This window comes from Serratia sp. 25CWL12, from assembly GCF_055790885.1.
Genome location: NZ_CM147698.1, coordinates 821,731 through 845,629, shown reverse-complemented (window position 1 = coordinate 845,629; position 23,899 = coordinate 821,731). Strand labels below are relative to the sequence as shown.

The window sequence follows — 23,899 nt, the reverse complement described above, 5'->3', positions numbered from 1 at the left end:
CCTAAAGACGAGAAAAATCATTGAAAAGTGCAAGACCCATTAGCAGCACCAACAAGATCGAACCAATGCGGTAACTGTAGTCCTGTACTCGCTCGGAAACTGGCCCCCCCTTCAGCTTTTCTATCGCCAGGAAGAGAAGATGCCCACCATCTAATACAGGTAGTGGGAATAGGTTGATGATCCCAAGGTTGACGCTAATCAACGCCAGAAACATCATGTAATACACAAACCCCACTCCCGCTGATGCCCCTGCCCCCTGAGCGATAGAAATAGGACCACTCAGGTTGTTCAGTTTCACATCACCAGTTATTAATTTACCCAACATGCTGACCGTAAGGTGCATCAGTTGCCAGGTTTTGTCCCCAGCCTGATACAGCGCCGAGAACGGTCCATACTGACGAATCGTTTTGTACTCATCCGGCAGTGGTAACACTTTCGGGAAAATACCTGCAAAACCTACTGACTTATCTTTACCTACTGATTTTGTATCTGGTATTAGCGTTAAAGACAAGGGGTTACCGCTTCTTTCTATCTCTAAAACCAACGGTTTGCCTGGACTATTGAGAATCTGTTTAACCAATGTTTCCCAACGATCTAGTGGCTGACCATCGACTTTAACGATCCTGTCCCCTACTTGTAAACCCGCCTTTTGCGCTGCTGAGCCTACTTGTACTTGTGCTAAAACAGACTCTATCTGTGGACCTCGAGGGATCATGCCCAAAGAACGTACAGGGTCCTCTTTGTCAGGTTCAAAACTCCAATGACGTAAATCCAAGGTTTTTATCACCGCTTGTGAAGAACCAAACGGTGCTACTCCTACCTCAGTTTGGGCATCCCCTATTTTAGTCACCAGAGCGAGACGAACAGATTCCCAATCAGGCGTTTCGATACCATCGACTGATTTAAGTTCCATACCAGGAGAAATTTCAGCGTTCGCCGCTATAGATTGTGGTGCTATTTCCCCAATGACTGGACGAAAGCTTGGCACACCGATAATAAATACTATCCAATAAGCAAAAATAGCAAAAAGAAAATTAGCAATCGGGCCAGCACTGATTATCGCCGCACGCTGCCAGATGGGTTTATTATTGAAAGCCTGGTGCCGTAACTCTGGCGCAACGGGTTCAGCACGCTCATCCAGCATTTTTACATAACCGCCAAGCGGGATCATGGCGATGACAATTTCTGTACCCTGACGGTCAGTGCGGCTCCACAGTGCACGGCCAAAACCAATGGAAAAGCGCTCAACGCGCACACCACAGCGACGAGCCACCCAAAAGTGCCCAAACTCATGCACAGTGATTAATATCCCTAGCGCAATAATAAACGCCACCAGATTCCAGAGCACGCTTAACATATAACCTTTTAAGTCTCCCGCCGATAACAGATTAAAACACTAACAGCATTAAACAAGCAAATACCGGCACCGCTGCAGTCAAACTATCAATGCGATCCAGTATACCACCATGCCCTGGAATCAGATGACCACTATCTTTGATACCCGCTTCGCGTTTAAACATACTTTCCGTCAGATCGCCCAATACCGAAGCCAGTGCAGCAATAACAGAACAGACTAACAGTGTTATCGGTGCCACAGATAAAGGGGCATAAAGGCCAAATAGCCAGGAAAGCACTGCAGAGGTCACCAGGCCACCAATCAACCCTTCCCAGGTTTTCCCTGGGGAAACTTTAGGTGCCAATTTATGTTTGCCAAACAACTTGCCAAACATATAGGCGCCAGAGTCCGCCCCCCAAACCAGTAGCATGATGTAGAGCAAACGCCAAGATCCGGTAAAAGGATTCTCCTCATAACCATACTGGCGCAATGCCAGCATCCCCCAGAAGAACGGGACAATGGTGAAGAGGCCAAAAACCAGGCGTAATAACCGTGAGTTACGCCATAATGCTGCGGAACTCGGGTAGAACAGCACCAGCGCCAGGGCCATCAACCACCATGCCAACGCCAGCCACAATGGGCCTTCCGACAACCATGGGTGACCCGATTGTGGGGAAACCTGCACACTGAACATCATCAATGCCAGTAGCAAGCCACACAATACGGCCAATAAAATACGCTGGGCGCGGGAAGTAAACCCCGCCAATTGCCCCCACTCCCAAGCTGCCAACATGCAAACAGCCAGTGTCACCAGGCCAAAGGCTAACGGCGCGAGAAAAAACAGCGCAGCGATAACAATCGGAATTAAAATCAGAGCCGTTATAAGGCGAGACTTCAGCAAAAGTTCCCCCTAGGACGCATTGGCGTCAATAGGTGTTGTACCTCCGAAGCGACGCTCCCGTTGTGCAAATGCATTTAGCGCACCTTCAAAGACAAGTTCATCAAAATCTGGCCAGAGTACATCAGTGAAGTAAAGCTCAGCATAGGCAATTTGCCACAACAAGAAGTTACTTATGCGATGTTCGCCCCCGGTGCGGATCACTAAATCTACTGGCGCGAGATCGCTCATGCAAACAGACTCATTGAGCAACTCTTCACTGATCTGCTCTGGGTGCAAACTCCCCTGCTGCACCTTTTCAGCCAACGCTTTCACTCCCTGAATAATATCCCACCGACCACCATAATTGGCTGCGACATTCAGCGTCAGGCCGCTGTTATTCTCTGTCAGTTGCTCCGAGCGACGGATTCGCTCTTGGAGACGTGTGCTGAAACGTGTGATATCACCGATCACCCGTAATCTCACATTATGTTTGTGTAGACTTTTTACTTCACTATCTAGCGCACGAACAAAAAGCTCCATCAAAGCCAGTACTTCCTGCGCAGGACGGTTCCAGTTTTCGCTGCTGAAAGCATAAAGTGTGAGAGCATCCAGATGGTTACTGGCAGCAAAGCTGACCGCACGGCGCACCGATTTCACCCCAGCTTTATGCCCAGATATGCGTAATTTACCTTGACGCTTGGCCCAGCGCCCATTGCCATCCATGATAATCGCAACATGGCGTGGCATTTGAACTACCTGACTAGCTTCTTGTTGATTTGCTGACGACATAACTCGTACTTATTTCCTCAATAGAAACACCATAGCCATGCCGAAACATTGGGCTTTATACGCAAAAAAAGCCGTGTGCCTGACACAGCTTTTCAGTCTGCCCACCTTGTACCCTGACGCTGCCCGGCAAGGATTGACGAATATTCTCTATCCATTACCTGACTCGCTACAGTGCAATCTACAAGATGTTGACTGTGTTACTCGGCCTATCCGTAAATGAGTCGAGTAACACAGCCGACACACCAGCAACTTAAATTATGGCTGATAACGCAATAATTATCCTAAAGACTATAACACCTCATAACAGCCTGAACAAACAGCCACAGCATGGCAAACACGCATTCCTGTCAAAATCAGACGATCTATTATACCCAAGTTTAGGTCAGTTGCGGACTGCTAGTAACCGATTGAACTAAAACTTATTAAGATGCCTTACCTCCAATCCTCTGGCCACTCACCCGTTGCTGCTGACTGTAACCACTAAATACAGAGTGTACGAACCATACCACGAGCCATTTCACGAGCCTGACGGTCTATGTCTAAAACCATCTCAATTGAAGTGGGTTCCTTCAGGGCTAAACATTCAACAACGCTATGATTGACCGTTGAAATATCAGTAAAACGAATCTGTTCCTGCAAGAATGCCGCTACAGCAATTTCATTCGCTGCATTCAGTGCTGTGGTAGCCGCTTGGCCGGCATCAAAGGCTTTAATCGCCAGATAAAGGCAAGGGTAACGTTCAGGTTCAGGCTCAGAGAAGGTTAACGCGCCAATACGGCAGAAATCGAGTGCAGCCACGCCTGAATTAACCCGCTGTGGATAGGCCATAGCATGGGCGATAGGGGTACGCATATCCGGTGTGCCCAGTTGAGCCAATACACTGCCATCAGCATAACGCACCATGGAGTGAATCACCGATTGTGGATGTAAAATAACTTCCATTTGCTCAGCTGAAGCATTGAATAGCCAGCGCGCCTCAATATACTCCAGACCTTTATTCATCATGGTGGCAGAATCCACTGAGATTTTGCGCCCCATTGACCAGTTAGGGTGAGCACAGGCTTGATCAGGCGTCATACTGGCAAATTGCGTCAATGGTGTAGACCGGAACGGACCACCAGAGCCGGTAAGCACGATACGTGAAACCCCCTGTTCCGCCAAAGAACCATACCCTAACTGGCGCTGAATGGTTTCTGGCAGGCTCTGAAAGATAGCATTGTGTTCACTATCCAGTGGCAGTAATTGCGCCTGGCTCTTTTGGACCGCCTCCATAAACAGACGACCACATGTCACCAACGACTCTTTATTCGCCAGTAATACCTGTTTACTCGCACGAATGGCCGCCAGTGTCGGTAGTAAGCCTGCAGCACCGACAATCGCCGCAGTAACCTGATCGACATCACTTAATGCCGCCAGTTCGCACGCTGCCTGCTCGCCCGCCAATACTTCGGTTTTCACCCCATTTTCGGCCAACAGGAGTCGTAGCGCATTCGCGGCTTTTTCATCCGCCATAGCCGCATAGTCTGGACGAAACTCAATACACTGCTGTGCCATGACCGCCACATTACGGCCAGCCACCAGTGCTTTAATCGCGAAAAGATCAGGATTCTCCCTGACCACCGCCAGTGTACTGGTACCCACAGAACCGGTGGAACCTAAAATAGTCAGTTGCTTCATAAGTAGGCTCTGAATCACTGTGCGATGAAATCCAAGATAATCGAGCATAAAAGCTGTAGTCGCGATTATCTGTGACCTCTAAAAATGATAAGACGGACGCTATACCCATCACCATTCAAATTGCAGACCACGATGCGCAAACCGCAACCTTGCAACTCAAATTATCATGGATGAGATACCACAAAAAATAAAGCGCCGCTCAGGCGACGCTTATCCCTACATGATGATGATTAAAAATCCATCAGCTCTTTTTCTTTGTCAGCCAACGCAGCATCAAGTAACTTGATATAGGCATCAGTCATTTTCTGAATATCATCTTGTGAACGACGATCTTCATCTTCACTGATTTCTTTATCTTTCAACAGCACTTTGACTTTATCGTTAGCATCACGACGCACATTACGCACGGCAACACGCCCTTGTTCTGCTTCACCGCGGACCACCTTAATCAGATCCTTACGACGCTCTTCCGTCAACGGTGGCAGTGGAACACGGATCACAGCGCCTGCAGAGTTAGGGTTCAGCCCCAGATCAGAAGCCATAATGGCCTTTTCTACTGCTGACCCCAAAGAACGATCAAACAGATTGATCGCCAAAGTACGGGAATCTTCAACCGTTACGTTAGCCAGTTGGCGCAATGGTGTTGAAGAGCCATAATATTCCACCATGATGCCATCCAGAATACTGGGTGAAGCACGGCCGGTACGGATCTTGCTGATGTGGTTTTTGAATGATTCTACGCATTTTCCCATGCGCGAATCGGCATCTTTTCTGATTTCATTTATCACGTTGCGAACCCTTGAAAGCTGGTTACTTGGCAGGCCATAGCTCAAATACGTATAGCCCGTGAATTTTACTCTAATGGGTAGAGAGCACCTGGGGTTATCTACCCGTGATCTTTCAAGCTACAGAAGTGTTGATGGCGCTCAATCACCTGAATCGTCGGCTTGCTCAAGCCTATCAGCATATTCAGTTGCCTGCTATCGGCAACGTTACCATGAGGCCAGATACACACACTCCCGCTAAATTTGGTAGAACGGCGGTTATTTGCTGATCAACGTGCCTTCGCTTTCACCCATGACCACCCGACGCAGCGCTCCAGGCTTATTCATGTTAAATACACGAATTGGCAAACCATGATCACGAGCCAGCGTGAATGCCGCCAGATCCATCACTTTCAACTCACGCTCCAACACGTCCTGATAAGTCAACTGTTCGAACAGTGTTGCATCCGGGTGTTTCACCGGGTCAGCAGAGTATACACCATCTACTTTAGTCGCCTTCAATACTACATCGGCTTCAATTTCAATGCCACGCAGGCAGGCAGCGGAATCGGTGGTAAAAAACGGGTTACCTGTTCCTGCGGAGAAAATAACCACACGGTTGTTGCGCAGCAAGCTGATCGCCTCTGCCCAGCTGTAATTGTCACACACGCCGTTCAACGGAATGGCCGACATCAGGCGAGCGTTCACATAGGCACGGTGCAAGGCATCACGCATAGCCAACCCGTTCATCACGGTAGCCAGCATCCCCATATGGTCACCCACTACGCGGTTCATGCCCGCTTGTGCCAAGCCAGCACCACGGAAAAGGTTGCCACCACCAATCACTACACCAACCTGAATCCCCAGCTCGACCAGTTCTTTTATTTCCTGAGCCATGCGATCCAAAACGCTAGCGTCAATCCCAAAGCCTTCTGCACCTTGCAGAGCTTCACCACTCAGTTTGAGTAGGATACGCTGATAAACGGGTTTTGCATTGGTTGCCATGGTGTTCTGTCCTAAGAAGCAGTAATTGTATTGGAGGTTTGGGCTGATATGTCGCGCCTTTACTGAGTATATACCCCATCATTCAAGCGGTAGATTCTTATGACAACACTAGCGATTCCACTCGATTTAGCGAGCTATACAAAAGCGTCTTATCTACTGCTTGACTGGGGCATAAAAGGAACCGCCTGACGGCGGCTCCTTAACTAACAGGTATTAAGATTGCTTACTCATCGCTGCAACTTCTGCAGCAAAGTCGGTTTCAACCTTCTCGATACCTTCACCCACTTCAAAGCGGATGAAATTAACAACTTCGGCGTTATGTTCCTTCAGCAACTGACCCACACTCTTGTTTGGATCAATAACAAAAGGCTGACCGGTCAGAGAAACTTCGCCGGTAAATTTCTTCATGCGGCCTTCAACCATTTTCTCGGCGATTTCTTTTGGCTTGCCGGACTGCATGGCGATGTCCAACTGAACCTGGTACTCTTTTTCTACCACTTCAGCTGACACATCTTCAGGATTCACGAATTCAGGCTTGCTCGCCGCAACATGCATAGCAAGTTGTTTAACCAACTCTTCATCAGCACCTTTCGCAGCAACCAGAACCCCAATACGTGCACCGTGCAGATAGCTACCCAGCACATCGCCTTCCAGGGAAGCAACGCGGCGAATATTGATGTTCTCACCGATTTTAGCCACCAGTGCAATACGCTCTTCTTCGAACTGAGCTTTCAACACATCAATATCTGTGATTTTACCTGCCACAGCCGCATCCAACACTTTGTTGGCAAATGCCTGGAAGCCAGCATCTTTAGCTACGAAGTCAGTCTGGCAGTTAACTTCCAGAATCACACCGTAATGACCGTCAATCTTGGTCTTGATCACGCCATCAGCAGCCACATTGCCTGCTTTCTTAGCGGCTTTGATCGCACCAGATTTACGCATGTTTTCGATTGCCAACTCAATGTCGCCAGCAGCTTCGATCAGCGCTTTTTTACAATCCATCATGCCTGCGCTGGTACGCTCACGCAGTTCTTTTACCAGGGCAGCGGTAATATCAGCCATTTCTTTTTCCTCGGTTATCTCTCACGGAGATAGTTCTCATTCAGATAAGTAAAAGGGGCCTTTATAGGCCCCCTAACCAACATATTCAATACCTGGTTAATAAGGGCTTGACCTTATTATTCAGCTTCTACGAAGCTTTCTTCCGCCTGAACGGCCAGATCTTGAGAACGACCTTCACGGACGGCAGTAGCAACAGCATCCAAGTACAATTTGATTGCACGGATGGCATCGTCGTTACCAGGGATGATGAAGTCAACGCCATCTGGATCAGAGTTGGTATCAACGATGGAGAATACCGGGATACCCAAGTTGTTGGCTTCTTTGATTGCAATATGTTCGTGATCGGCATCGATAACAAACAGAGCGTCTGGCAGACCACCCATGTCCTTGATACCACCCAGTGAGTTTTCCAGCTTGTCCAATTCACGAGTACGCATCAGCGCTTCTTTCTTGGTCAGCTTGTCAAAGGTGCCATCTTGAGACTGGATTTCCAGATCTTTCAAACGTTTGATTGACTGACGAACTGTTTTCCAGTTAGTCAGCATGCCACCCAACCAACGATGGTTCACGAAGAACTGATCGCAGTTGTTAGCATATTCTTTTACCGCTTCGCTTGCTGCGCGTTTGGTACCAACGAACAGGATCTTACCTTTACGGGAAGCAATTTTTGTCAGTTCAGCCAGTGCAGCATTGGCCATTGGTACCGTTTTTTCCAGGTTGATGATGTGAACCTTGTTACGTGCACCAAAAATGAAAGGCTTCATTTTCGGGTTCCAGTAACGGGTTTGGTGACCAAAGTGAACACCAGCCTGAAGCATGTCGCGCATGGAAACAGTTGCCATGATTAAACCTCTATAGAATGATTGGGGTTATGCCTCCACGTATCCCATAACGCCGACCCCGACAATGGCCTAAGCCATCTCAAGGCACCCCGGCGGATGTGCCGATACGTGTGTGTTATTTACACAATATGAGTGCAGTTAAATACTATCAGTTAAATACTATGACTAGACCCTTAGTCAGCAACCAGTACAAACTGCGGATCTGTCGGCGCGCTTTATACCATAAACCGGCCCGCGACACCAACTTTTGTTGCATATCGGAAATCAAATTTGGCAGCCACCTACAGGGCTGATACCATAAGTCAAAGCCTTTCATTCCTAATATCAATTAATGGCGACACCTGCGGACTAATTCATGGCAATTTCAATCAAAACACCTGATGACATACAAAAAATGCGCGTTGCAGGCCGTCTGGCCGCAGAAGTGCTGGAAATGATCGAACCCTACGTCAAACCTGGCATCACCACCGGTGAGCTGGACAAAATCTGTCACGAGTACATCACTCATCAACAACAGGCCATCCCCGCTCCCCTTGGCTATCATGGCTATCCGAAATCTGTTTGTATTTCGGCGAATGAAGTTGTCTGTCACGGCATTCCCAGTGATGAAAAAGTGTTGAAAGATGGTGATATCGTCAATATTGATGTCACGGTCATCAAAGACGGTTTCCACGGTGATACCTCGAAAATGTTTACCGTCGGCAAATCCACCATTCTGGGTGATCGCCTATGCCGTATTACTCAAGAGAGCCTGTATTTGGCGCTTAAGATGGTTAAACCCGGCATCCGCCTGCGCACTCTGGGCAAGGCGATTCAACAATTCGTTGAAGCTGAGAAATTCTCTGTCGTGCGTGAATATTGTGGCCATGGCATTGGCGAAAATTTCCATGAGGAACCCCAGGTACTGCATTATGATGCTGATGATGGTGGCGTAGTATTACAGGCAGGTATGGCCTTCACTATCGAGCCGATGGTCAATGCGGGTGATTACCGGATTCGCACCATGAAAGACGGGTGGACAGTAAAAACCAAGGACCGCAGCTTGTCGGCTCAGTACGAGCATACTATTGTGGTTACTGAGAATGGCTGTGAAATAATGACACTACGTAAGGATGACAGCATCCCGCGCATTATTACGCACCAAGAGTAGGCAATCAGCATAGAACCTGTTGTAGATTTCTCTAATAACCGGCTTGATCAGTGATCTAACGCCGGTTTATACCCGGCTTTTTAGGGGCTGTGAATCATGTCTGAAAATAATTGTGAACCAGAGACAGCCAACACGCCGCCGTCACCGGAATACCCTAACACCTACGGCGATGCAGAAATTAACTGCATCGCGCTTAAACAACACCTTGAGCAATTTCACCTTTGGCTCAAGTCAGCATTCAATGCGGGTTCTCCTGTTGAACCCCTGGTAACGGCCCGTAGTGAATTTATTGATCAGCTCCTGCGCCGGCTGTGGATATTCTACGGATTTGCCGATATCCCCGAAACCGCGCTGGTTGCCGTTGGAGGCTATGGCCGGGGTGAACTGCATCCATGGTCTGATATTGACCTACTGATACTCAGCCAGACACCGCTGGACGACAAACAAGCCGCCGGGGTCAGTGAATTCATCACCTTGCTGTGGGATTTGAAACTCGAGGTAGGTCACAGTGTACGGACCCTGGAAGAGTGCCTGCTAGAAGGGCTGGCGGACCTGACCATTGCCACCAATCTGATTGAATCCCGTTTAATCTGTGGCGATGTTGCACTGTTCTTACAACTGCAAAAACATATTTTTAGTGATGGCTTCTGGCCTTCACCAAAATTCTTTGATGCCAAAATTCTCGAACAGCAGCAACGTCATCAGCGCTATCACGGTACCAGTTATAATCTGGAGCCAGATATCAAAAGCAGCCCTGGGGGCCTGCGCGATATCCACACCCTGCTGTGGGTGGCTCGCCGCCATTTTGGTGCAACCTCTCTGGATGAAATGGTGGAATTCGGTTTCCTGACGCAAGCTGAACGCAACGAATTAAATGAGTGTCAAAGTTTCTTGTGGCGTATCCGCTTTGCGTTACATCTGGTGCTATCACGCTACGATAATCGGCTGCTCTTTGATCGCCAGCTCAGCGTCGCCCAGTTACTCAATTACACAGGGACAGGTAATGAACCGATAGAACGAATGATGAAAGATTTCTATCGGATGACGCGCCGCGTCAGCGAACTCAACCAGATGCTATTGCAGCTATTTGATGAAGCTATTCTGGCGTTAGAGACCACAGAAAAGCCACACCCACTCGATGATGATTTTCAACTTCGCGGCACCTTGATTGACCTGCGTGATGAACAGCTGTTTATCCGTCAACCAGAGGCGATCATGCGCATGTTTTACCTGATGGCCTGCAACCGTGAGATCACCGGCATCTACTCCACCACAGTGCGCCAATTACGTCATGCTCGCCGCCATCTGGCACAACCTTTGTGCAATATCCCTGCCGCCAGAAAGTTATTTATGGCTATTCTGCGCCATCCTGGCGCGGTTTCCCGCGCACTACTGCCAATGCATCGTCACAGTGTATTGTGGGCCTATATGCCGCAATGGAGTAAAATTGTCGGCCAGATGCAGTTCGATCTGTTTCACGCTTATACCGTTGATGAGCACACCATCCGCGTGTTGCAAAAGCTGGAAAGTTTTGCCAACGAGGAAAACCGCCCACACCACCCGCTCTGTGTTGAGCTCTACCCCCGCCTGCCACAGCCAGAACTCCTGCTGCTGGCGGCATTGTTTCATGATATTGCCAAAGGGCGTGGTGGTGACCATTCCATTCTTGGTGCTCAAGACGCAATGGAGTTTGCCGAATTACATGGCTTGAACTCACGTGAAACTCAGTTGGTCGCCTGGCTGGTCAGTCGCCATCTACTGATGTCGGTCACCGCACAACGGCGAGACATTCAAGACCCTGCTGTTATTCAGCAATTTAGCAGTGAAGTACAAAGTGAAATCCGCTTACGTTACCTGATTTGCTTGACCATAGCGGATATTTGCGCCACCAATGAAACACAATGGAACAGTTGGAAACAGAGCCTGCTGCGTGAACTCTATTTTGCCACTGAAAAACAGCTGCGCCGAGGCATGCAAAACAGCCCGGACCTGCGTGAGCGCATCCGCTACCATCGTTTACAGGCGCTGGCTCTACTGCGCATGGATAATATCGATGAAGAGGCACTGCAACATATCTGGAGCCGCTGCCGCGCTGATTACTTTTTACGTCATTCACCGAATCAATTAGCATGGCACGCTCGCCATCTGCTACCCCATGATTCCACCAAGCCGCTGGTATTAGTCAGTAGCCAGGCAACACGTGGCGGTACCGAGATCTTTATCTGGAGTCAAGATCGCCCTTATCTGTTTGCCGCCGTCGCCGGTGAGTTGGATCGGCGTAACCTGAGTGTGCATGATGCACAGATCTTTACCAACCGAGACGGCATGGCGATGGATACCTTTATTGTTCTGGAGCCGGATGGCAGCCCCGTGGCACCGGACCGCCATGCCGTGATCCGCCATGCTCTGGAGCAAGTGATCACCCAACAGGATTACCAACCACCCCGTGTGCGCCGCTGTTCCTCCAAGCTGCGCTACTTCAGCGTACCCACCGAGGTCAACTTTCTGCCGGCTCACACCAACCGTCGCAGTTACCTGGAGTTGATCGCCCTTGACCAACCCGGCTTACTGGCGCGGGTTGGGGAAGTCTTTGCCGACCTTGCGCTATCGCTACACAGCGCGCGCATTTCGACGATTGGCGAACGTGTTGAAGATTTGTTTATCCTGGCAGAGAATGACCGGCGTGCCCTAAGCGAAGAAACACGCAGAAAGTTGGAACAACGGTTGACAGAAGCACTCAATCCAACCGATAAAATGTGATACAAGTAACCTTTCGTTAATAAAATCAGGATAGAAAACAGCATGCAGCAATTACAAAACGTTATTGAAAGCGCCTTCGAACGCCGTGCAGAGATCACTCCGGCGAACGTAGACACCGTAACGCGTGAAGCGGTAAACCAAGTGCTCGCCTTACTAGACAGCGGTGCCCTGCGTGTTGCCGAGAAGATCGATGGTCAATGGGTAACACATCAGTGGTTGAAAAAAGCCGTCCTGCTTTCTTTCCGTATCAACGACAACAAAGTCATCGATGGTGCTGAAACCCGTTATTACGACAAAGTGCCGATGAAATTCGCTGACTACGATGCAGCGCGTTTTCAGCAAGAAGGCTTCCGCGTGGTGCCACCCGCCACCGTCCGCCAAGGGGCATTTATTGCGCGCAATACGGTGCTGATGCCGTCTTACGTCAACATCGGCGCTTATGTCGATGAAGGCTCGATGGTCGACACTTGGGCAACAGTCGGTTCCTGTGCCCAGATCGGTAAAAATGTGCATCTATCAGGCGGCGTGGGCATTGGTGGCGTGTTAGAACCGCTGCAAGCCAACCCCACTATCATCGAAGACAACTGCTTTATCGGTGCACGTTCAGAAGTGGTAGAAGGCGTGATCGTTGAAGAAGGTGCGGTGATCTCAATGGGGGTTTATCTGGGCCAAAGCACCCGTATCTATGATAGAGAAACTGGTGAAATCCATTATGGCCGTGTTCCAGCAGGTTCGGTGGTTGTTTCCGGTAACTTGCCATCCAAAGATGGCAGCTACAGCCTGTACTGCGCAGTGATCGTCAAGAAAGTGGATGCCAAAACACGGGCTAAAGTCGGGATTAATGAGCTATTGCGCACCATTGACTGACATTAATGATTGACTAACATTAATGAATAGCGGGTGAATCACCCGCTTTTTTTTGCTTTCGTTACGCTCGCCGTCACAGTCTCGGACGGCTGTTTTCACCATAATCCTTGGCAGTAGAATATCCCTGATGGATTTCAATTTTCAGCCAACAAAACTAACAATTGAATAACAGTTGGGATACCCTATAGATTGTAAGTGACAGCTAACCATACTGTGACTTAAAACAATCGGTCTATTCATTAAAAGGTGGCCAATTATGTATGACAACCTGAAAAGCTTAGGAATCAATCAACCAGAAGATATTGACCGCTATAGCCTGCGGCAAGAAGCCAATAACGATATTCTCAAAATTTATTTCCGCAAAGATAAGGGCGAATTTTTTGCCAAAAGCGTCAAGTTCAAATACCCTCGCCAACGTAAAACGGTGGTAGCCGATAATGTTGCTCAAGGCTACAAAGAGATCAATGAGATCAGCCCCAGCCTGCGCTATATCATCGACGAACTGGACCAGTTATGCCAACGAGAGCAAATTGAAGTCGATCTGAAACGCAAAATTCTGGATGATTTACGCCATCTGGAAAGTGTGGTCTCTAACAAAATTGCCGAGATCGAGTCAGACTTGGAAAAGTTGACCCGCGGAAAATAAAATAGAGGCTGAGCCTTACTCACAGCACAGCCTATATCGAAAGCGTTTATCTTCTGGTTCATTCAAATTGCAGCCCCTGCAGCTTGAATGAACTTGTGTGTTGGCTGTTATTTCAGCAAGGTGCCCCACTGCGTTACCCATGGGCGTGACACCACTTCTGGCTCTGGTTGTTCCATGGCATCAATTTCCAATACTTCCCCGACACGCGTAGCACCTTGTTCTTGCAGCAGGGCATCAAATTTGTGCCCACCCCCGCAGAAGTTGTCGTAACTGCTATCTCCCAAGGCAATCAACCCGTAGTGTAACTCTGGCTGATAGCCAACCTGATCACGGATAGCATCAAATAAGGGCGCGATAGTATCGGGCAAATCTCCCTGCCCAGTGGTCGAGGTAATCACCAAGGCATAATGCTGGCGATAATACTGCCAATCTTCCAAGGTGCCTTCCTCAAACAGTTTAACCTGATGGCCCTGTTGATGAAGAATTGTCTCAGCCTCTTCGGCTACCAGCAAAGCATTACCATAAACCGTACCGATGAAAATACCGACTTGAGCCATTATTCGCGTTCCTTTGATTTTATTAACTTAAAAAATAGGTGGTTATAAGAACTCAGCCCCAACGCTGTCAGCAACAACATCGAGCCAGCCAAATTGTGCCATCACGCCCTGCCAGGTCTCGTCCCACGGTGCAGAAATAGACAATAACTCACCACTCACCGGATGGGTTAATTGTAGATGGCTGGCATGCAACATGAGACGAGGACAAGCGAAATAGTGCGCCATCCCCCGGTTCTGGCGCAGATCGCCATGAGCCGAATCACCGATAATCGGGTGACGAAGATGAGCCATATGGCGACGCAGTTGATGCTTACGCCCAGTTTCCGGTTTCAGCTCAACCAAGCTGTAACGTGCGGTGTCATAACGACCAATGGCTACTGGCATTTCTACCGTCGCCAGCGGTTGATAATGGCTGATGGCCGGCTTGGGCTCCTTATTCGGATCCGCATACTTATCCGCCACTTTATCCAATTCTTGTGTCAATGCGTAATCAACGGTGCCACCCGATAACACATAACCCCGCACCACTGCATGGTAAGTTTTTTGCACTTGGTGCTGTTCAAACTGTTGTGAAAGTAAACGCGCGACATCACTGGAGAGTGCCATTAGCAAGACACCCGAAGTGGGACGATCCAAACGATGAACCGGAAAGACATGCTGGCCTATCTGGTCACGCACTGTCTGCATCACAAACTGGGTTTCATGACGAGCTAACCAGCTACGATGTACCAGCCAACCACTCGGCTTGTTAACGGCGATCAGATGTTCATCTTGATATAAAACAATCATATATACACTTTTCTATAATGCCTGTTACTGGCTTGTTTTTATCGCTGCTTCAACAAACCGATTGAAGCCATAATACGGGTTACTTGGCACCACTCAAGCTACCTGGCTGTTACCCCGCCCTGCTCACTATACCCAAGTTCAATCAAGTTGCAGGTAGGCGGCAACTGAACGAATCCCGATGAGCTTACTAGAGTAAGTGATTCGGGTGAGCAAAGGCAGCCAACACCGCTGCAGCTCAATTGGCGATGGGTATAAAACATGTCAGTTAACCCGTTCAATCGTAATCAGGCGGCTATCGGCACGACCACGGTCGTCTACGGCTCTGATACGATATTGGCCGTTATTGATTGGCCGCCAATCAATGGCTTGTTTACTATTACTGCTGCCAAGATAAATATCGTCGACAAACCAGTATACCGTTTTACTGTCCGCATCTGTCACGGCATTGAAGGCGATTTTGTCACGCCCCTGTTGCGATTGCCTCAGGGTATAAGTGGTATTTTTAAGTGGCGACGTTATGCGCGGTGGGTTACCACTCACCAGCGGTGTGCCATCTTGGCAATGGTTTACTGGCGGAGTCCGTTTGGGCAAACCTGCCTGCGCAAAAACATTGGCCAAATCCGAAGGCCAGAATTCAAAAACCTCAAGACGCGTTTGCGATTTATCATACGGTGGGCAAGCAACTTCACCACTTTCAATCTCCACCACCACCGGGCGATAGACCGTATCCACCTTAATGGGCGACTTGCCAGGAATAAACCAGGTTTTGCCTTTCTGCTGACACCACTCAGTAGGCAGGTTACCACTAGCCAAGCAGATATCCTGCCGTTTCAACTGCTTCGGGAACCGATGCTTGGGTTCCTCAATCCCCGGGTAACTGGCATTAATACTGTCGATAATGTTGAAAAACAGCGGAGCCGCCGCATCAACGCCGACAAAGACGTTATTTCCTTTGCTGTCAAAATTGCCTTCCCACACCACCAGCACATAAGGCCCGAAAATACCGACACTCCAGGCATCGCGGAACCCCCAGGAGGTACCGGTTTTCCAATAGACCGGTAAAGCGGATGAGCGCTGTGCCAAGGTATCCCCTGGCCGGCGATGCTGGCGTAACATATCCAACGTCATAAAGCTGGCCTCTTCACTCAGTAACCGTATCGGCTGCTGGGGGGAAGCATCACTTTGCTGCATACGTAATGGACGCAGCAAACCTCGATTAGCCAGTATGGCGTACAACTTAGCCAGTTCTTGTACCGTGACTTCACCGCCCCCCAGCACCAATGAGAGTCCATAATGGTTCTCACTGGCCAGATTGGCGATGCCGGACAAACTTAAGAACTGATAAAACGTTGGCTGGCGTAGTTGCGAAGCCACATACACCGCCGGAATATTACGGCTGAAATTCAGAGCATCAGTTGCCGTCACCGGCCCCAGAAAACGCCGATCAAAATTCTCTGGCGCATAGGCACCAAAAGAAGAGGATACATCCTTTAAAATGGTCATGGGGTGCAATACCCCCTGCTCCATGCCTAACGCATAAATGAAGGGCTTCAGTGTGGAACCGGGGGAGCGCTTGGCATTGGTACCGTTCACCTGCCCCTGGATCCCTCGGTTATAATAATCAGCAGATCCTACCAGCGCACGCACCCCCATATCACGGCTATCAACCAGTAATACCGCAGCATTATGTATGCCTCGGCTTTGATTACGGTTAATAAATGCATTCACCTGTTTTTCAATCAGCTGTTGCAGCCCGGCATCTAGCGTTGTCTCCACACGAGTATCTAACTGCACCAACCGTTGTGTCTGCTGCTGCAATTGCTCAATAAAGTGCGGCGCAATGTAGGGCATTTGCTCCGGTTGGCGCAGTGCCAAAGGCAACTGGAACCAGGCTTTCTGGCTGCTATCAGTCACATAAATCCCTTGCCAGCGCTGAAAAAGACGATTACGTGCCAGGGTCAACGCCGCCCCCAACACCCCGGTCTTAGGGTCAATACGGTAACTGGGGGATTGTGGTAACACCGCCAGTGTCAACGCTTCCGGCAGCGTAAGGTCTTCTGGTGTCTTGGCGAAATAAATCAGGCTCGCCGCACCAATGCTCTCAATATTGCGCCCATAAGGGGCGTAATTCAGGTAGGCTTCAAGAATATCGTCCTTGGAATAATAGAGTTCCAATTGGATAGCACGCAGCACCTGCATCAATTTTCCTGTTGGGGTACGGGTATTCAAGTGCCAATGCATGCGTGCTAACTGCATGGTGATCGTCGACCCACCTTGCATTTTGCCACCCGCCACATAGCTGCGCCAAAAACCGCGCAACAGACTGACTGGGTTAAAACCGGGGTTGTAATAAAACCAGCGATCCTCGTGTAACAAAATCCCCCGCACCACCAACGGCGATATCTTTTCTAACGGTGTCCATAGGCGATAACGATCATCATTGGCCAAGGTGATGCGCATTAGTGTGCCATGGCGGTCATAATAAACTGCGGATAGGGGGAGCCCCTGCGAAAGTGGCGGATGAGGCCATAACCTGGCTGCCAAGATCACCAGCGCCAGCAAAAATACCGCCATTAAAATATTCTGCAGCCAGCGTTTAACCGCAGTAAAAGAAACAGGGAAGATTTTCATCAATTCTCAATACAAAACTGAGCCCCGAGGTGGGTATTAACCACGGGGCTCAGGTTGTCACTCACTTCCCGCAGGCACTACCACCAGTTTACCGCTCCCAACAGACATTGCCTGTACTTCACGGTCATACATCGCTTCACCATAAGCAGGTGGGATGACAAAGCTACCGGTGTTCGTCGCTTTAATCTGGTAGATAAACTCTTGGATATCCGTCGTCGCACTACCATAGATAATCACCCGATCTTCACGGATATCGCTGTAATCAGGTGCCCAAGTTGAACCCGTGGCTGCCAACGGCGACTGCCAGCCGCCTTGCGTACTCTCGCTCTCTTCACCTGCATCGCTGGCAGGCTCTGGAGCGGTTTGTTGTACCACTTCAAATCCACCGGGTAACAGGTCAACAATTGCCAGGTTATTCTGCCCTTGTTTCGAGTTTGCCCGGAATTTCAGATGGACGTTAATCTTCTGCCCCAAGGTCACCTGAGTAACCGGTTTGCCTTGTTCATCGGTGTAATCACGGGTAATTTCTAAACCGCGCGTAATGGCTTTCTGCGGAGCAGCAAGGTCATAGCCGGCCTGACTGACCACATACCAGGCTGGGGCATCGCTGGCATTGGCGAAGCGGATAGCCTGAGCATCGGCGCTAAACTGCCCTTTAGCAAACAGCCCGACGACCGAGGAAATCACTTGCGGATCCACCGCCCCTGATTTACCGGTCTGGGTGATGGTTAATGTCTCCGTTGAAGAAGCTGCCTGCGCTGCTAACTGAGCAGAATAACTTTCCAACGCCAGGATACTCATTGCCGAAGAATAAGTGGTATAGCGATCTTCTCGCAACGCCTTGACCATATTTTCCAGTACCTGCGGCGGTATCTCAGAAATTTTTTCTGGGAAATGCCGGGTAATCAGGTAGAGGCGTGTAGCATCCTGCACCAGCGGATCGAAATAATTCTGCGTCCACCACCCTTTGTCGTAAGCCTTGCTCAATTGCTTCCAACTTGGCTGTAACAAGGTATTGGCAACATCATCCATTTTTAACAGCCGATAAGAGGAGGCCAAATACAAGGCACTCAAATCTGTCTTCCAGCTATCTGGATACATTTTCTGCAATGTTGCCTGTACCGATGCCAACGAGTTGGTAGTGAGTTCGCCCTGCAAAGTCAGCAGATAAATCGCCCAGGTACGCAGACGCAAGTGATAAAGGTCGCTATCACCGCTGGCGGCCAACTCACGTAATGCACCATTAGCATCTTCCAGCATCCCTTCTGGCAATGCATAACCCGCTGCTTTGGCTTCCAATAGATACTGCACCACATAAGGTGTAACAAATGGGTCAGTCTCTGGTGAAGAACGCCAAACCCCAATGGCGCCCCGGTCATTCTGACGGGAACGCAATACACCCAGCAGGTTTTTCAATTGTTGGCTGACTTCAGCATGGCTCAGGCCGCTCTGCATTTCCGGATGTTGGCTCTGCATGATCAACGGGATCGAGCGACTGACGATCTGCTCAGAGCAGTAATAAGGATAATCCGCCAAATACTGTGCCAAACCATGGCTCAATACCAATGGTGAATGGGATACCGCTGCACTACGCTGTGCATAAGCATCAAACATCTGCCGCAAGTGATCAATATTCTGGCTACTGCCATTCATCCGTCCCATCAGCGATTGTGTACGGTATGGCATCGCTGGGCGGACTGATGTGCTGATAGTGCGACGGCTGGTTTTATCGCCATAGCGGGCATCAAACGTCAACGGGGCATCCCCCAATGCCGCTTTGGCTCGCAGGCGGAAGTTGATTACCCCCTCACGCTTGGCTGCCAAAGAAAGGCTCTGCTCAGCATTACCTACTACCTCCAATTGCGGTGGCGGTGTCAAATGCACCGTAATCGCCACTGGCGTGCCATTGCCCCCCTCAAGGTTATTGCTCACCCCGACGCTGACATCAAACTCGTCCCCTGGTGCCACCATCGAAGGGACATTCGGCGTCATAATGAAATTATCACGCACAGTAGTGGACGTTTGCGTATTACCGATTTTACTTGGCGTAACCGAAATCGCCATCACGCGGATTTTGCCATTAAAGTAATCCGGTACCGGGTAATGGAACTGTTTCTCGCCATTTACCTCGGTAATACCAGACCAATAGGCCACCGGCTTGTCACGTTTACGTTTGAACGGATTCAGGTTGAGATCTAATCCTTCCCCCCATCACCACCAGGAGCCGCCGACAGCGACATCAATTTGCTGAATTCCGGCAGGATCAAATCAAGGATCTGAGAGCTTTCAACACTCAGTTGCCGCTTGCGGAAGAAGAACTCCAATGGATCTTTCAGGCGATAACGCGCCACCTGCAAAATCCCTTCATCAACAGCGAACAGGGCTACCTGTTGTGGACCATCAGTTTTTACCGTTATGGTCAGGTCTTCGCCCGGTTTAATCACCTCCGGTGCCAACACTTGCAGGCTGTTCTTACGGCCACTGGTGCTGATTTTAAATGGCATAACGCCATAACTCAGCGGGCTCATAAAGATTTCACTGGAATTCACATCACGTACAAACTGCACGTTGATATAACCGTTACCTTCCATCTCGGCCGGCACAGATATTTTCTGCACCGAACTGGTGGTGTCCGTATGGAACCACTGCCAGGCATAAACACGGTCTTTTTCAATCGTAATCAAACCACTACCGGTATAAGGTGCGTTGATCGAAACTTCAACTTCTTCACCCGGTTTATATTCGCCCTGGTTCAATTTCAGCTTCAGCTCCGCATTGCGATCCAATGAGCGGCTAAGATTGGCATTCCCCGCCACACTGTAGGCGATACGGTTAAGTACCTTACCTTCTGCATCCTCAATCACTAGCACAAAATCACCCGGTGCCTCGGTCGCCAAAGTGATATCGTTGCCCTGCTCCGTCAACGCCAGTGATTGCTCTGAAAGCTGGACCTCCTTCATCTTCGACTGATATTTATAAACACCGGAGTTCTGTTTGGTCAGTACGGAGATATATCTCTGTTCAATCAACACCAATTTCAGGTCAGGCAGCGCCACTTGTTTCAGCGCAGGATCAACGGCAATCACGTTCAGATGGCGTGCGGCTCCCCGGTTGATATAGCCCAGGTCTCCGTCAGCTTTCACACCGACCAGATAATCATATGGTGAAACCAATACCCGCGCTGTGGCAGTCACTGAACGCCCACCGCCAGCCACAAAGGCTTCTGACAGCAATTGCAGTTGATAAGTGGCATCCGCATAAGATTTCAAGCCCAATGGGATGGTGGCTACCCCTTGCTCGTTGGTAGTCTGATCTTCCAACTGGGTTTCAAAACCATCGTTATTCTGGCGGTTTTCATAGAAGGTATAATCTGGGAACTGATCAAAACGCGGATACATTGGCCGCAGGGTCAGCTTGGAGGTAACACGCCGATCCTGGGCCGGGGTACCAAACAGATTCTGTACATCAATGTTGGCCTGTAATTCAGCAGGCTTAACCCAGCCTTGCTGGCGATTCGGCGTTAATGTCAGCTTCACCTTTAACTGGTCAGGCTCAAACTCTTTCACATTGACCAAGGTGTGACCCAAGAAAGTGGAAGCCTCGTTATTTTTACCAACTAGATATAAGTAAACATTCCACTCGCCCGTTGGCGCATTTTCATCCGTGGTATAGCTGAGTTCATTGAAACCACTGCTGCTCAGGGTTAATGGCACGGTCATCATCAGTTTATCGCGCGGATCACGGATCTCGGCCCGTACCGGTACCCCGGTCAGGGCAATGTTCCAGTCTGCCGCTCGGGTAATTAAACCGATATTGAACGTATCCCCTGGCCGGTACACTCCGCGATCAGAGAAGAGATAGCTGCTCAAAGTACGCGGATCAACCGGTGTTTCTTCACCCTCGATATCAAAACGGGAAAAGTCCAACCCACGGTCATTATTACTACTGGTGGGTAAAAACGACACATCCCCCTCTTTTTCCACCAGGAACATCACTGGTTGGCGTTCATTGGTATACACATCCAATGCTGGGAAACGGACATGCCCATTGGCATCAGTCACCTGACTCAGCAAGGTGACACCGTTCTTGGCAATCACCGAGACCTCAGCATGACTGACCGGTGCCCCAGTGTTGATGGATTGTACAAATACATCACGGGTTTTATCTTGCGAACGCTTGGCAATAATCCCCAAATCCGTCACCACCACAAAGCGTGAATCCCCTGCGGCAGGTGACTGATCCTCTGAACTCGGCAAGTCATCCCCGGCCAGTTGATCCTGTTCACTCCCCTCTTCCACCGTCTGCGCTTTTTTCTTCTCTGGTTGCCATTCGGAAAGGGTCAGCAAGAACACCCCACGGTGAGAATCGGAATTGGTGGAGAGGTAACGAGAAAGATCGACCCCCTGATAACTCACTTCACCCGGTTTATCATTGTTGATAACGGTTTGATAATTGAAATGTTCAGTAAAGTATTCATCATTAAGCTGGTTGAACTGCGCCGAAGAGTACTCACTGCTCTTAAACGAGACAATGTGCTGTAATTGACTTGGGATCACTCGTTTAATATCCAGACGTAAACCTTGCACATTACGCGCTGCTACGCTGATTTGTTTATCACCATTAACCGATAACAGCGAACCTTGGGACATAAACTGCAAGGTCTTAGGGTAATCCGGCACCTCTACAATGCGATAAACCCTGTCCGGCATTTTGTAACCACCGGATGAGGTCATCAGGTTCGTGACCTCTATCAACATAAAGCGGTGAGCTTGAGCATCGAATTTGAAGCTAAACTGCGGTTGATAAACCTCTTCCGCCTCATTCAAGGTCAAAACCAATGCTGTCGATTGCGCCAGAATGCGCTTATCAATGTCGCCGACCTCAGACCAATGGTAAAAATCGTCAGGATCTTGACTGGCCTCGGAATCATCAGGGTGATGTTGTGGCAGTAACCAGGCTTTAACCGCTTGACCAACATCCTGGTCTTTTACGGCATCGCTAAAGGCAACCACCAACGCACGCTGGCTGTTGGTACTATCACTATTCACCACTTGAGCACTGACTTCTTTCACCGCAAGACTATACAGCGTCGGAATAGCAACCCAGTTTTCCTTGGTTTTTGTAATACTATTGGCCGCTACCACTGACTTGATGCCTGACCCTAATACCAGATGCACCTTGCCACCATGATCCAGTGCCATCAAAGGCTGCGAATGGATCCAGGCATTGAGTTTCTTCTCATCGTAGATCACGGAGAAATTGAGCGGTTTTTCAGACTTGGTGTTAGCTTCAACCAACCCCATGGCTATCTGTTTCTCAAAGCTGGCCACATCGACGGGGGCATTGAATTTGACGTTAAAGATTGCACTACGCTTTTGCGGATCTTGCGGATCCTGATAGTACTCAGCTTGACCAAGTTGATAATCAAAGGCAGGGACATTAAAGGTATAACGCGTATTAGCCAGCTTGATTTGTGGTGCCAACAGCACCGATGGGTCAAGATTGATTTCGTAGCTGCCCCCCATTGGCAATGGTTTTTGGGAGGTAAAAACCAATGTCCAGGCATTGTCCCATTTCCACTGCCCTTCAATAGCGGGCGTGATTTTCACCCCTTTATCGATCACTTTACCGGCATCAGTTAACGGAGCCACCGAGTTTTTAAAGGTGAGCGTTACTTGCTGTAGTGCGGCTTTCTGCACCGTAAAGTTGATCGGTTGAGGGTCGGAAACCCTGACACTGGTTTCCTGATAGACCATTGGGGCTGCCTCTATGGGCTGCGGCCGGTTTTGCCACCAGTGCCAACCGTAGTAACCCCCACCGGCGATACATAATAAAACCAGCAGTATCAGGCTGATCGTTCCCGGATGTTTATCCACCCCAGTTTCCAGGCGCAAAAAAACACGTTTAACCCAACCTGAAAATACCGTCCACCAGCCAGGTGCACTCCAGGCCAGGTTACCCACCAACGGCTTGAACAACCGCCCCAACAGGCCAAGGATTATCGCCAATAAGCGAAACACGCCTTTTATCAACGTAAAAGGCAAACGGAGGAGAAACTTTAGTAAATCCATTATCTCAGCACCTTAGAATCCTTGATACCTGCGGTTATGTTATTACCCATCGCACTTCAAGCGAGGGAAT

Annotated in this window: 15 protein-coding genes and 1 pseudogene; 4 read left to right on the top strand and 12 right to left on the bottom strand. The window is 49.3% G+C overall.

Features of this window, described 5'->3' with window-relative positions; all coding sequences use genetic code 11:
* Window position 1 precedes the first annotated feature (1 nt).
* The 8 genes from rseP to rpsB all read right to left on the bottom strand — a co-directional run bounded on the left by rseP (window position 2) and on the right by rpsB (window position 8,358).
* Window positions 2–1,357, bottom strand: a complete 1,356-nt coding sequence (gene rseP, locus ACX9GV_RS03645) for a sigma E protease regulator RseP (RefSeq protein ID WP_023490021.1) — start codon at window positions 1,355–1,357, stop codon at window positions 2–4.
* A 31-nt stretch (window positions 1,358–1,388) separates the two neighbouring features.
* Window positions 1,389–2,237, bottom strand: a complete 849-nt coding sequence (gene cdsA, locus ACX9GV_RS03640; RefSeq protein ID WP_473197081.1) for a phosphatidate cytidylyltransferase — start codon at window positions 2,235–2,237, stop codon at window positions 1,389–1,391.
* 9 nt (window positions 2,238–2,246) lie between these two features.
* Window positions 2,247–3,005, bottom strand: a complete 759-nt coding sequence (gene ispU, locus ACX9GV_RS03635) for a (2E,6E)-farnesyl-diphosphate-specific ditrans,polycis-undecaprenyl-diphosphate synthase (RefSeq protein WP_473197080.1) — start codon at window positions 3,003–3,005, stop codon at window positions 2,247–2,249.
* A 480-nt stretch (window positions 3,006–3,485) separates the two neighbouring features.
* A complete protein-coding gene (gene ispC, locus ACX9GV_RS03630) occupies window positions 3,486–4,682 on the bottom strand; it encodes a 1-deoxy-D-xylulose-5-phosphate reductoisomerase (protein WP_473197079.1) in 1,197 nt (398 codons plus the stop codon).
* A 230-nt stretch (window positions 4,683–4,912) separates the two neighbouring features.
* Entirely contained in the window at window positions 4,913–5,470 is a 558-nt protein-coding gene (frr, locus tag ACX9GV_RS03625) for a ribosome recycling factor (protein ID WP_473197078.1), read from the bottom strand.
* A gap of 255 nt (window positions 5,471–5,725) precedes the next feature.
* Window positions 5,726–6,451: a UMP kinase gene (pyrH, locus tag ACX9GV_RS03620; RefSeq protein ID WP_023490016.1), complete on the bottom strand. Its 726-nt coding sequence runs from the start codon at window positions 6,449–6,451 to the stop codon at window positions 5,726–5,728.
* A gap of 213 nt (window positions 6,452–6,664) precedes the next feature.
* Complete coding sequence (gene tsf, locus ACX9GV_RS03615) at window positions 6,665–7,516, bottom strand: translation elongation factor Ts (protein WP_023490015.1); 852 nt, start codon at window positions 7,514–7,516, stop codon at window positions 6,665–6,667.
* 116 nt (window positions 7,517–7,632) lie between these two features.
* Window positions 7,633–8,358 carry a 30S ribosomal protein S2 gene (gene rpsB, locus ACX9GV_RS03610; RefSeq protein WP_473197077.1) on the bottom strand — a complete coding sequence of 242 codons (726 nt, stop codon included), beginning with the start codon at window positions 8,356–8,358 and terminating at the stop codon, window positions 7,633–7,635.
* A gap of 355 nt (window positions 8,359–8,713) precedes the next feature.
* Between rpsB and map the strand changes: the two genes are divergently transcribed.
* The 4 genes from map to ACX9GV_RS03590 all read left to right on the top strand — a co-directional run bounded on the left by map (window position 8,714) and on the right by ACX9GV_RS03590 (window position 13,781).
* Window positions 8,714–9,508 (top strand): type I methionyl aminopeptidase, encoded by a 795-nt coding sequence (gene map, locus ACX9GV_RS03605; protein ID WP_473197076.1) that lies wholly within the window; start codon window positions 8,714–8,716, stop codon window positions 9,506–9,508.
* 96 nt (window positions 9,509–9,604) lie between these two features.
* The gene (glnD, locus tag ACX9GV_RS03600) at window positions 9,605–12,268 is read left to right on the top strand and encodes a bifunctional uridylyltransferase/uridylyl-removing protein GlnD (protein ID WP_473197075.1); all 2,664 of its coding nucleotides are present in this window, start codon (window positions 9,605–9,607) and stop codon (window positions 12,266–12,268) included.
* Window positions 12,269–12,310: 42 nt separating this feature from the next.
* Window positions 12,311–13,135, top strand: a complete 825-nt coding sequence (gene dapD / locus ACX9GV_RS03595; protein WP_023490011.1) for a 2,3,4,5-tetrahydropyridine-2,6-dicarboxylate N-succinyltransferase — start codon at window positions 12,311–12,313, stop codon at window positions 13,133–13,135.
* A gap of 256 nt (window positions 13,136–13,391) precedes the next feature.
* Window positions 13,392–13,781 carry a DUF3461 family protein gene (locus tag ACX9GV_RS03590; RefSeq protein ID WP_473197074.1) on the top strand — a complete coding sequence of 130 codons (390 nt, stop codon included), beginning with the start codon at window positions 13,392–13,394 and terminating at the stop codon, window positions 13,779–13,781.
* A gap of 107 nt (window positions 13,782–13,888) precedes the next feature.
* Here ACX9GV_RS03590 and ACX9GV_RS03585 read toward each other — a convergent pair whose 3' ends face one another.
* From ACX9GV_RS03585 to ACX9GV_RS03570, 4 genes and pseudogenes are all read right to left on the bottom strand, one after another.
* On the bottom strand, window positions 13,889–14,338 hold the full coding sequence (locus ACX9GV_RS03585; protein WP_473197073.1) for a flavodoxin: 450 nt from the start codon (window positions 14,336–14,338) through the stop codon (window positions 13,889–13,891).
* A gap of 42 nt (window positions 14,339–14,380) precedes the next feature.
* Window positions 14,381–15,127 carry a tRNA pseudouridine(65) synthase TruC gene (truC, locus tag ACX9GV_RS03580; protein ID WP_473197072.1) on the bottom strand — a complete coding sequence of 249 codons (747 nt, stop codon included), beginning with the start codon at window positions 15,125–15,127 and terminating at the stop codon, window positions 14,381–14,383.
* Window positions 15,128–15,388: 261 nt separating this feature from the next.
* Window positions 15,389–17,758 carry a penicillin-binding protein 1C gene (pbpC, locus tag ACX9GV_RS03575; protein ID WP_473197071.1) on the bottom strand — a complete coding sequence of 790 codons (2,370 nt, stop codon included), beginning with the start codon at window positions 17,756–17,758 and terminating at the stop codon, window positions 15,389–15,391.
* A gap of 57 nt (window positions 17,759–17,815) precedes the next feature.
* Window positions 17,816–23,829, bottom strand: a pseudogene (locus tag ACX9GV_RS03570) (alpha-2-macroglobulin family protein).
* Window positions 23,830–23,899 lie beyond the last annotated feature (70 nt).

Excerpts from the sequence above, each read along its gene's own strand:
- pyrH (WP_023490016.1), bottom strand. The coding sequence starts at position 6,451 with ATGGCAACCAATGCAAAACCCGTTTATCAGCGTATCCTACTCAAACTG.
- ACX9GV_RS03585 (WP_473197073.1), bottom strand. The coding sequence starts at position 14,338 with ATGGCTCAAGTCGGTATTTTCATCGGTACGGTTTATGGTAATGCTTTG.
- ACX9GV_RS03590 (WP_473197074.1), top strand. The coding sequence starts at position 13,392 with ATGTATGACAACCTGAAAAGCTTAGGAATCAATCAACCAGAAGATATT.
- dapD (WP_023490011.1), top strand. The coding sequence starts at position 12,311 with ATGCAGCAATTACAAAACGTTATTGAAAGCGCCTTCGAACGCCGTGCA.
- map (WP_473197076.1), top strand. The coding sequence starts at position 8,714 with ATGGCAATTTCAATCAAAACACCTGATGACATACAAAAAATGCGCGTT.
- ispC (WP_473197079.1), bottom strand. The coding sequence starts at position 4,682 with ATGAAGCAACTGACTATTTTAGGTTCCACCGGTTCTGTGGGTACCAGT.
- tsf (WP_023490015.1), bottom strand. The coding sequence starts at position 7,516 with ATGGCTGATATTACCGCTGCCCTGGTAAAAGAACTGCGTGAGCGTACC.
- pbpC (WP_473197071.1), bottom strand. The coding sequence starts at position 17,758 with ATGAAAATCTTCCCTGTTTCTTTTACTGCGGTTAAACGCTGGCTGCAG.
- glnD (WP_473197075.1), top strand. The coding sequence starts at position 9,605 with ATGTCTGAAAATAATTGTGAACCAGAGACAGCCAACACGCCGCCGTCA.
- ispU (WP_473197080.1), bottom strand. The coding sequence starts at position 3,005 with ATGTCGTCAGCAAATCAACAAGAAGCTAGTCAGGTAGTTCAAATGCCA.
- rpsB (WP_473197077.1), bottom strand. The coding sequence starts at position 8,358 with ATGGCAACTGTTTCCATGCGCGACATGCTTCAGGCTGGTGTTCACTTT.
- truC (WP_473197072.1), bottom strand. The coding sequence starts at position 15,127 with ATGATTGTTTTATATCAAGATGAACATCTGATCGCCGTTAACAAGCCG.
- rseP (WP_023490021.1), bottom strand. The coding sequence starts at position 1,357 with ATGTTAAGCGTGCTCTGGAATCTGGTGGCGTTTATTATTGCGCTAGGG.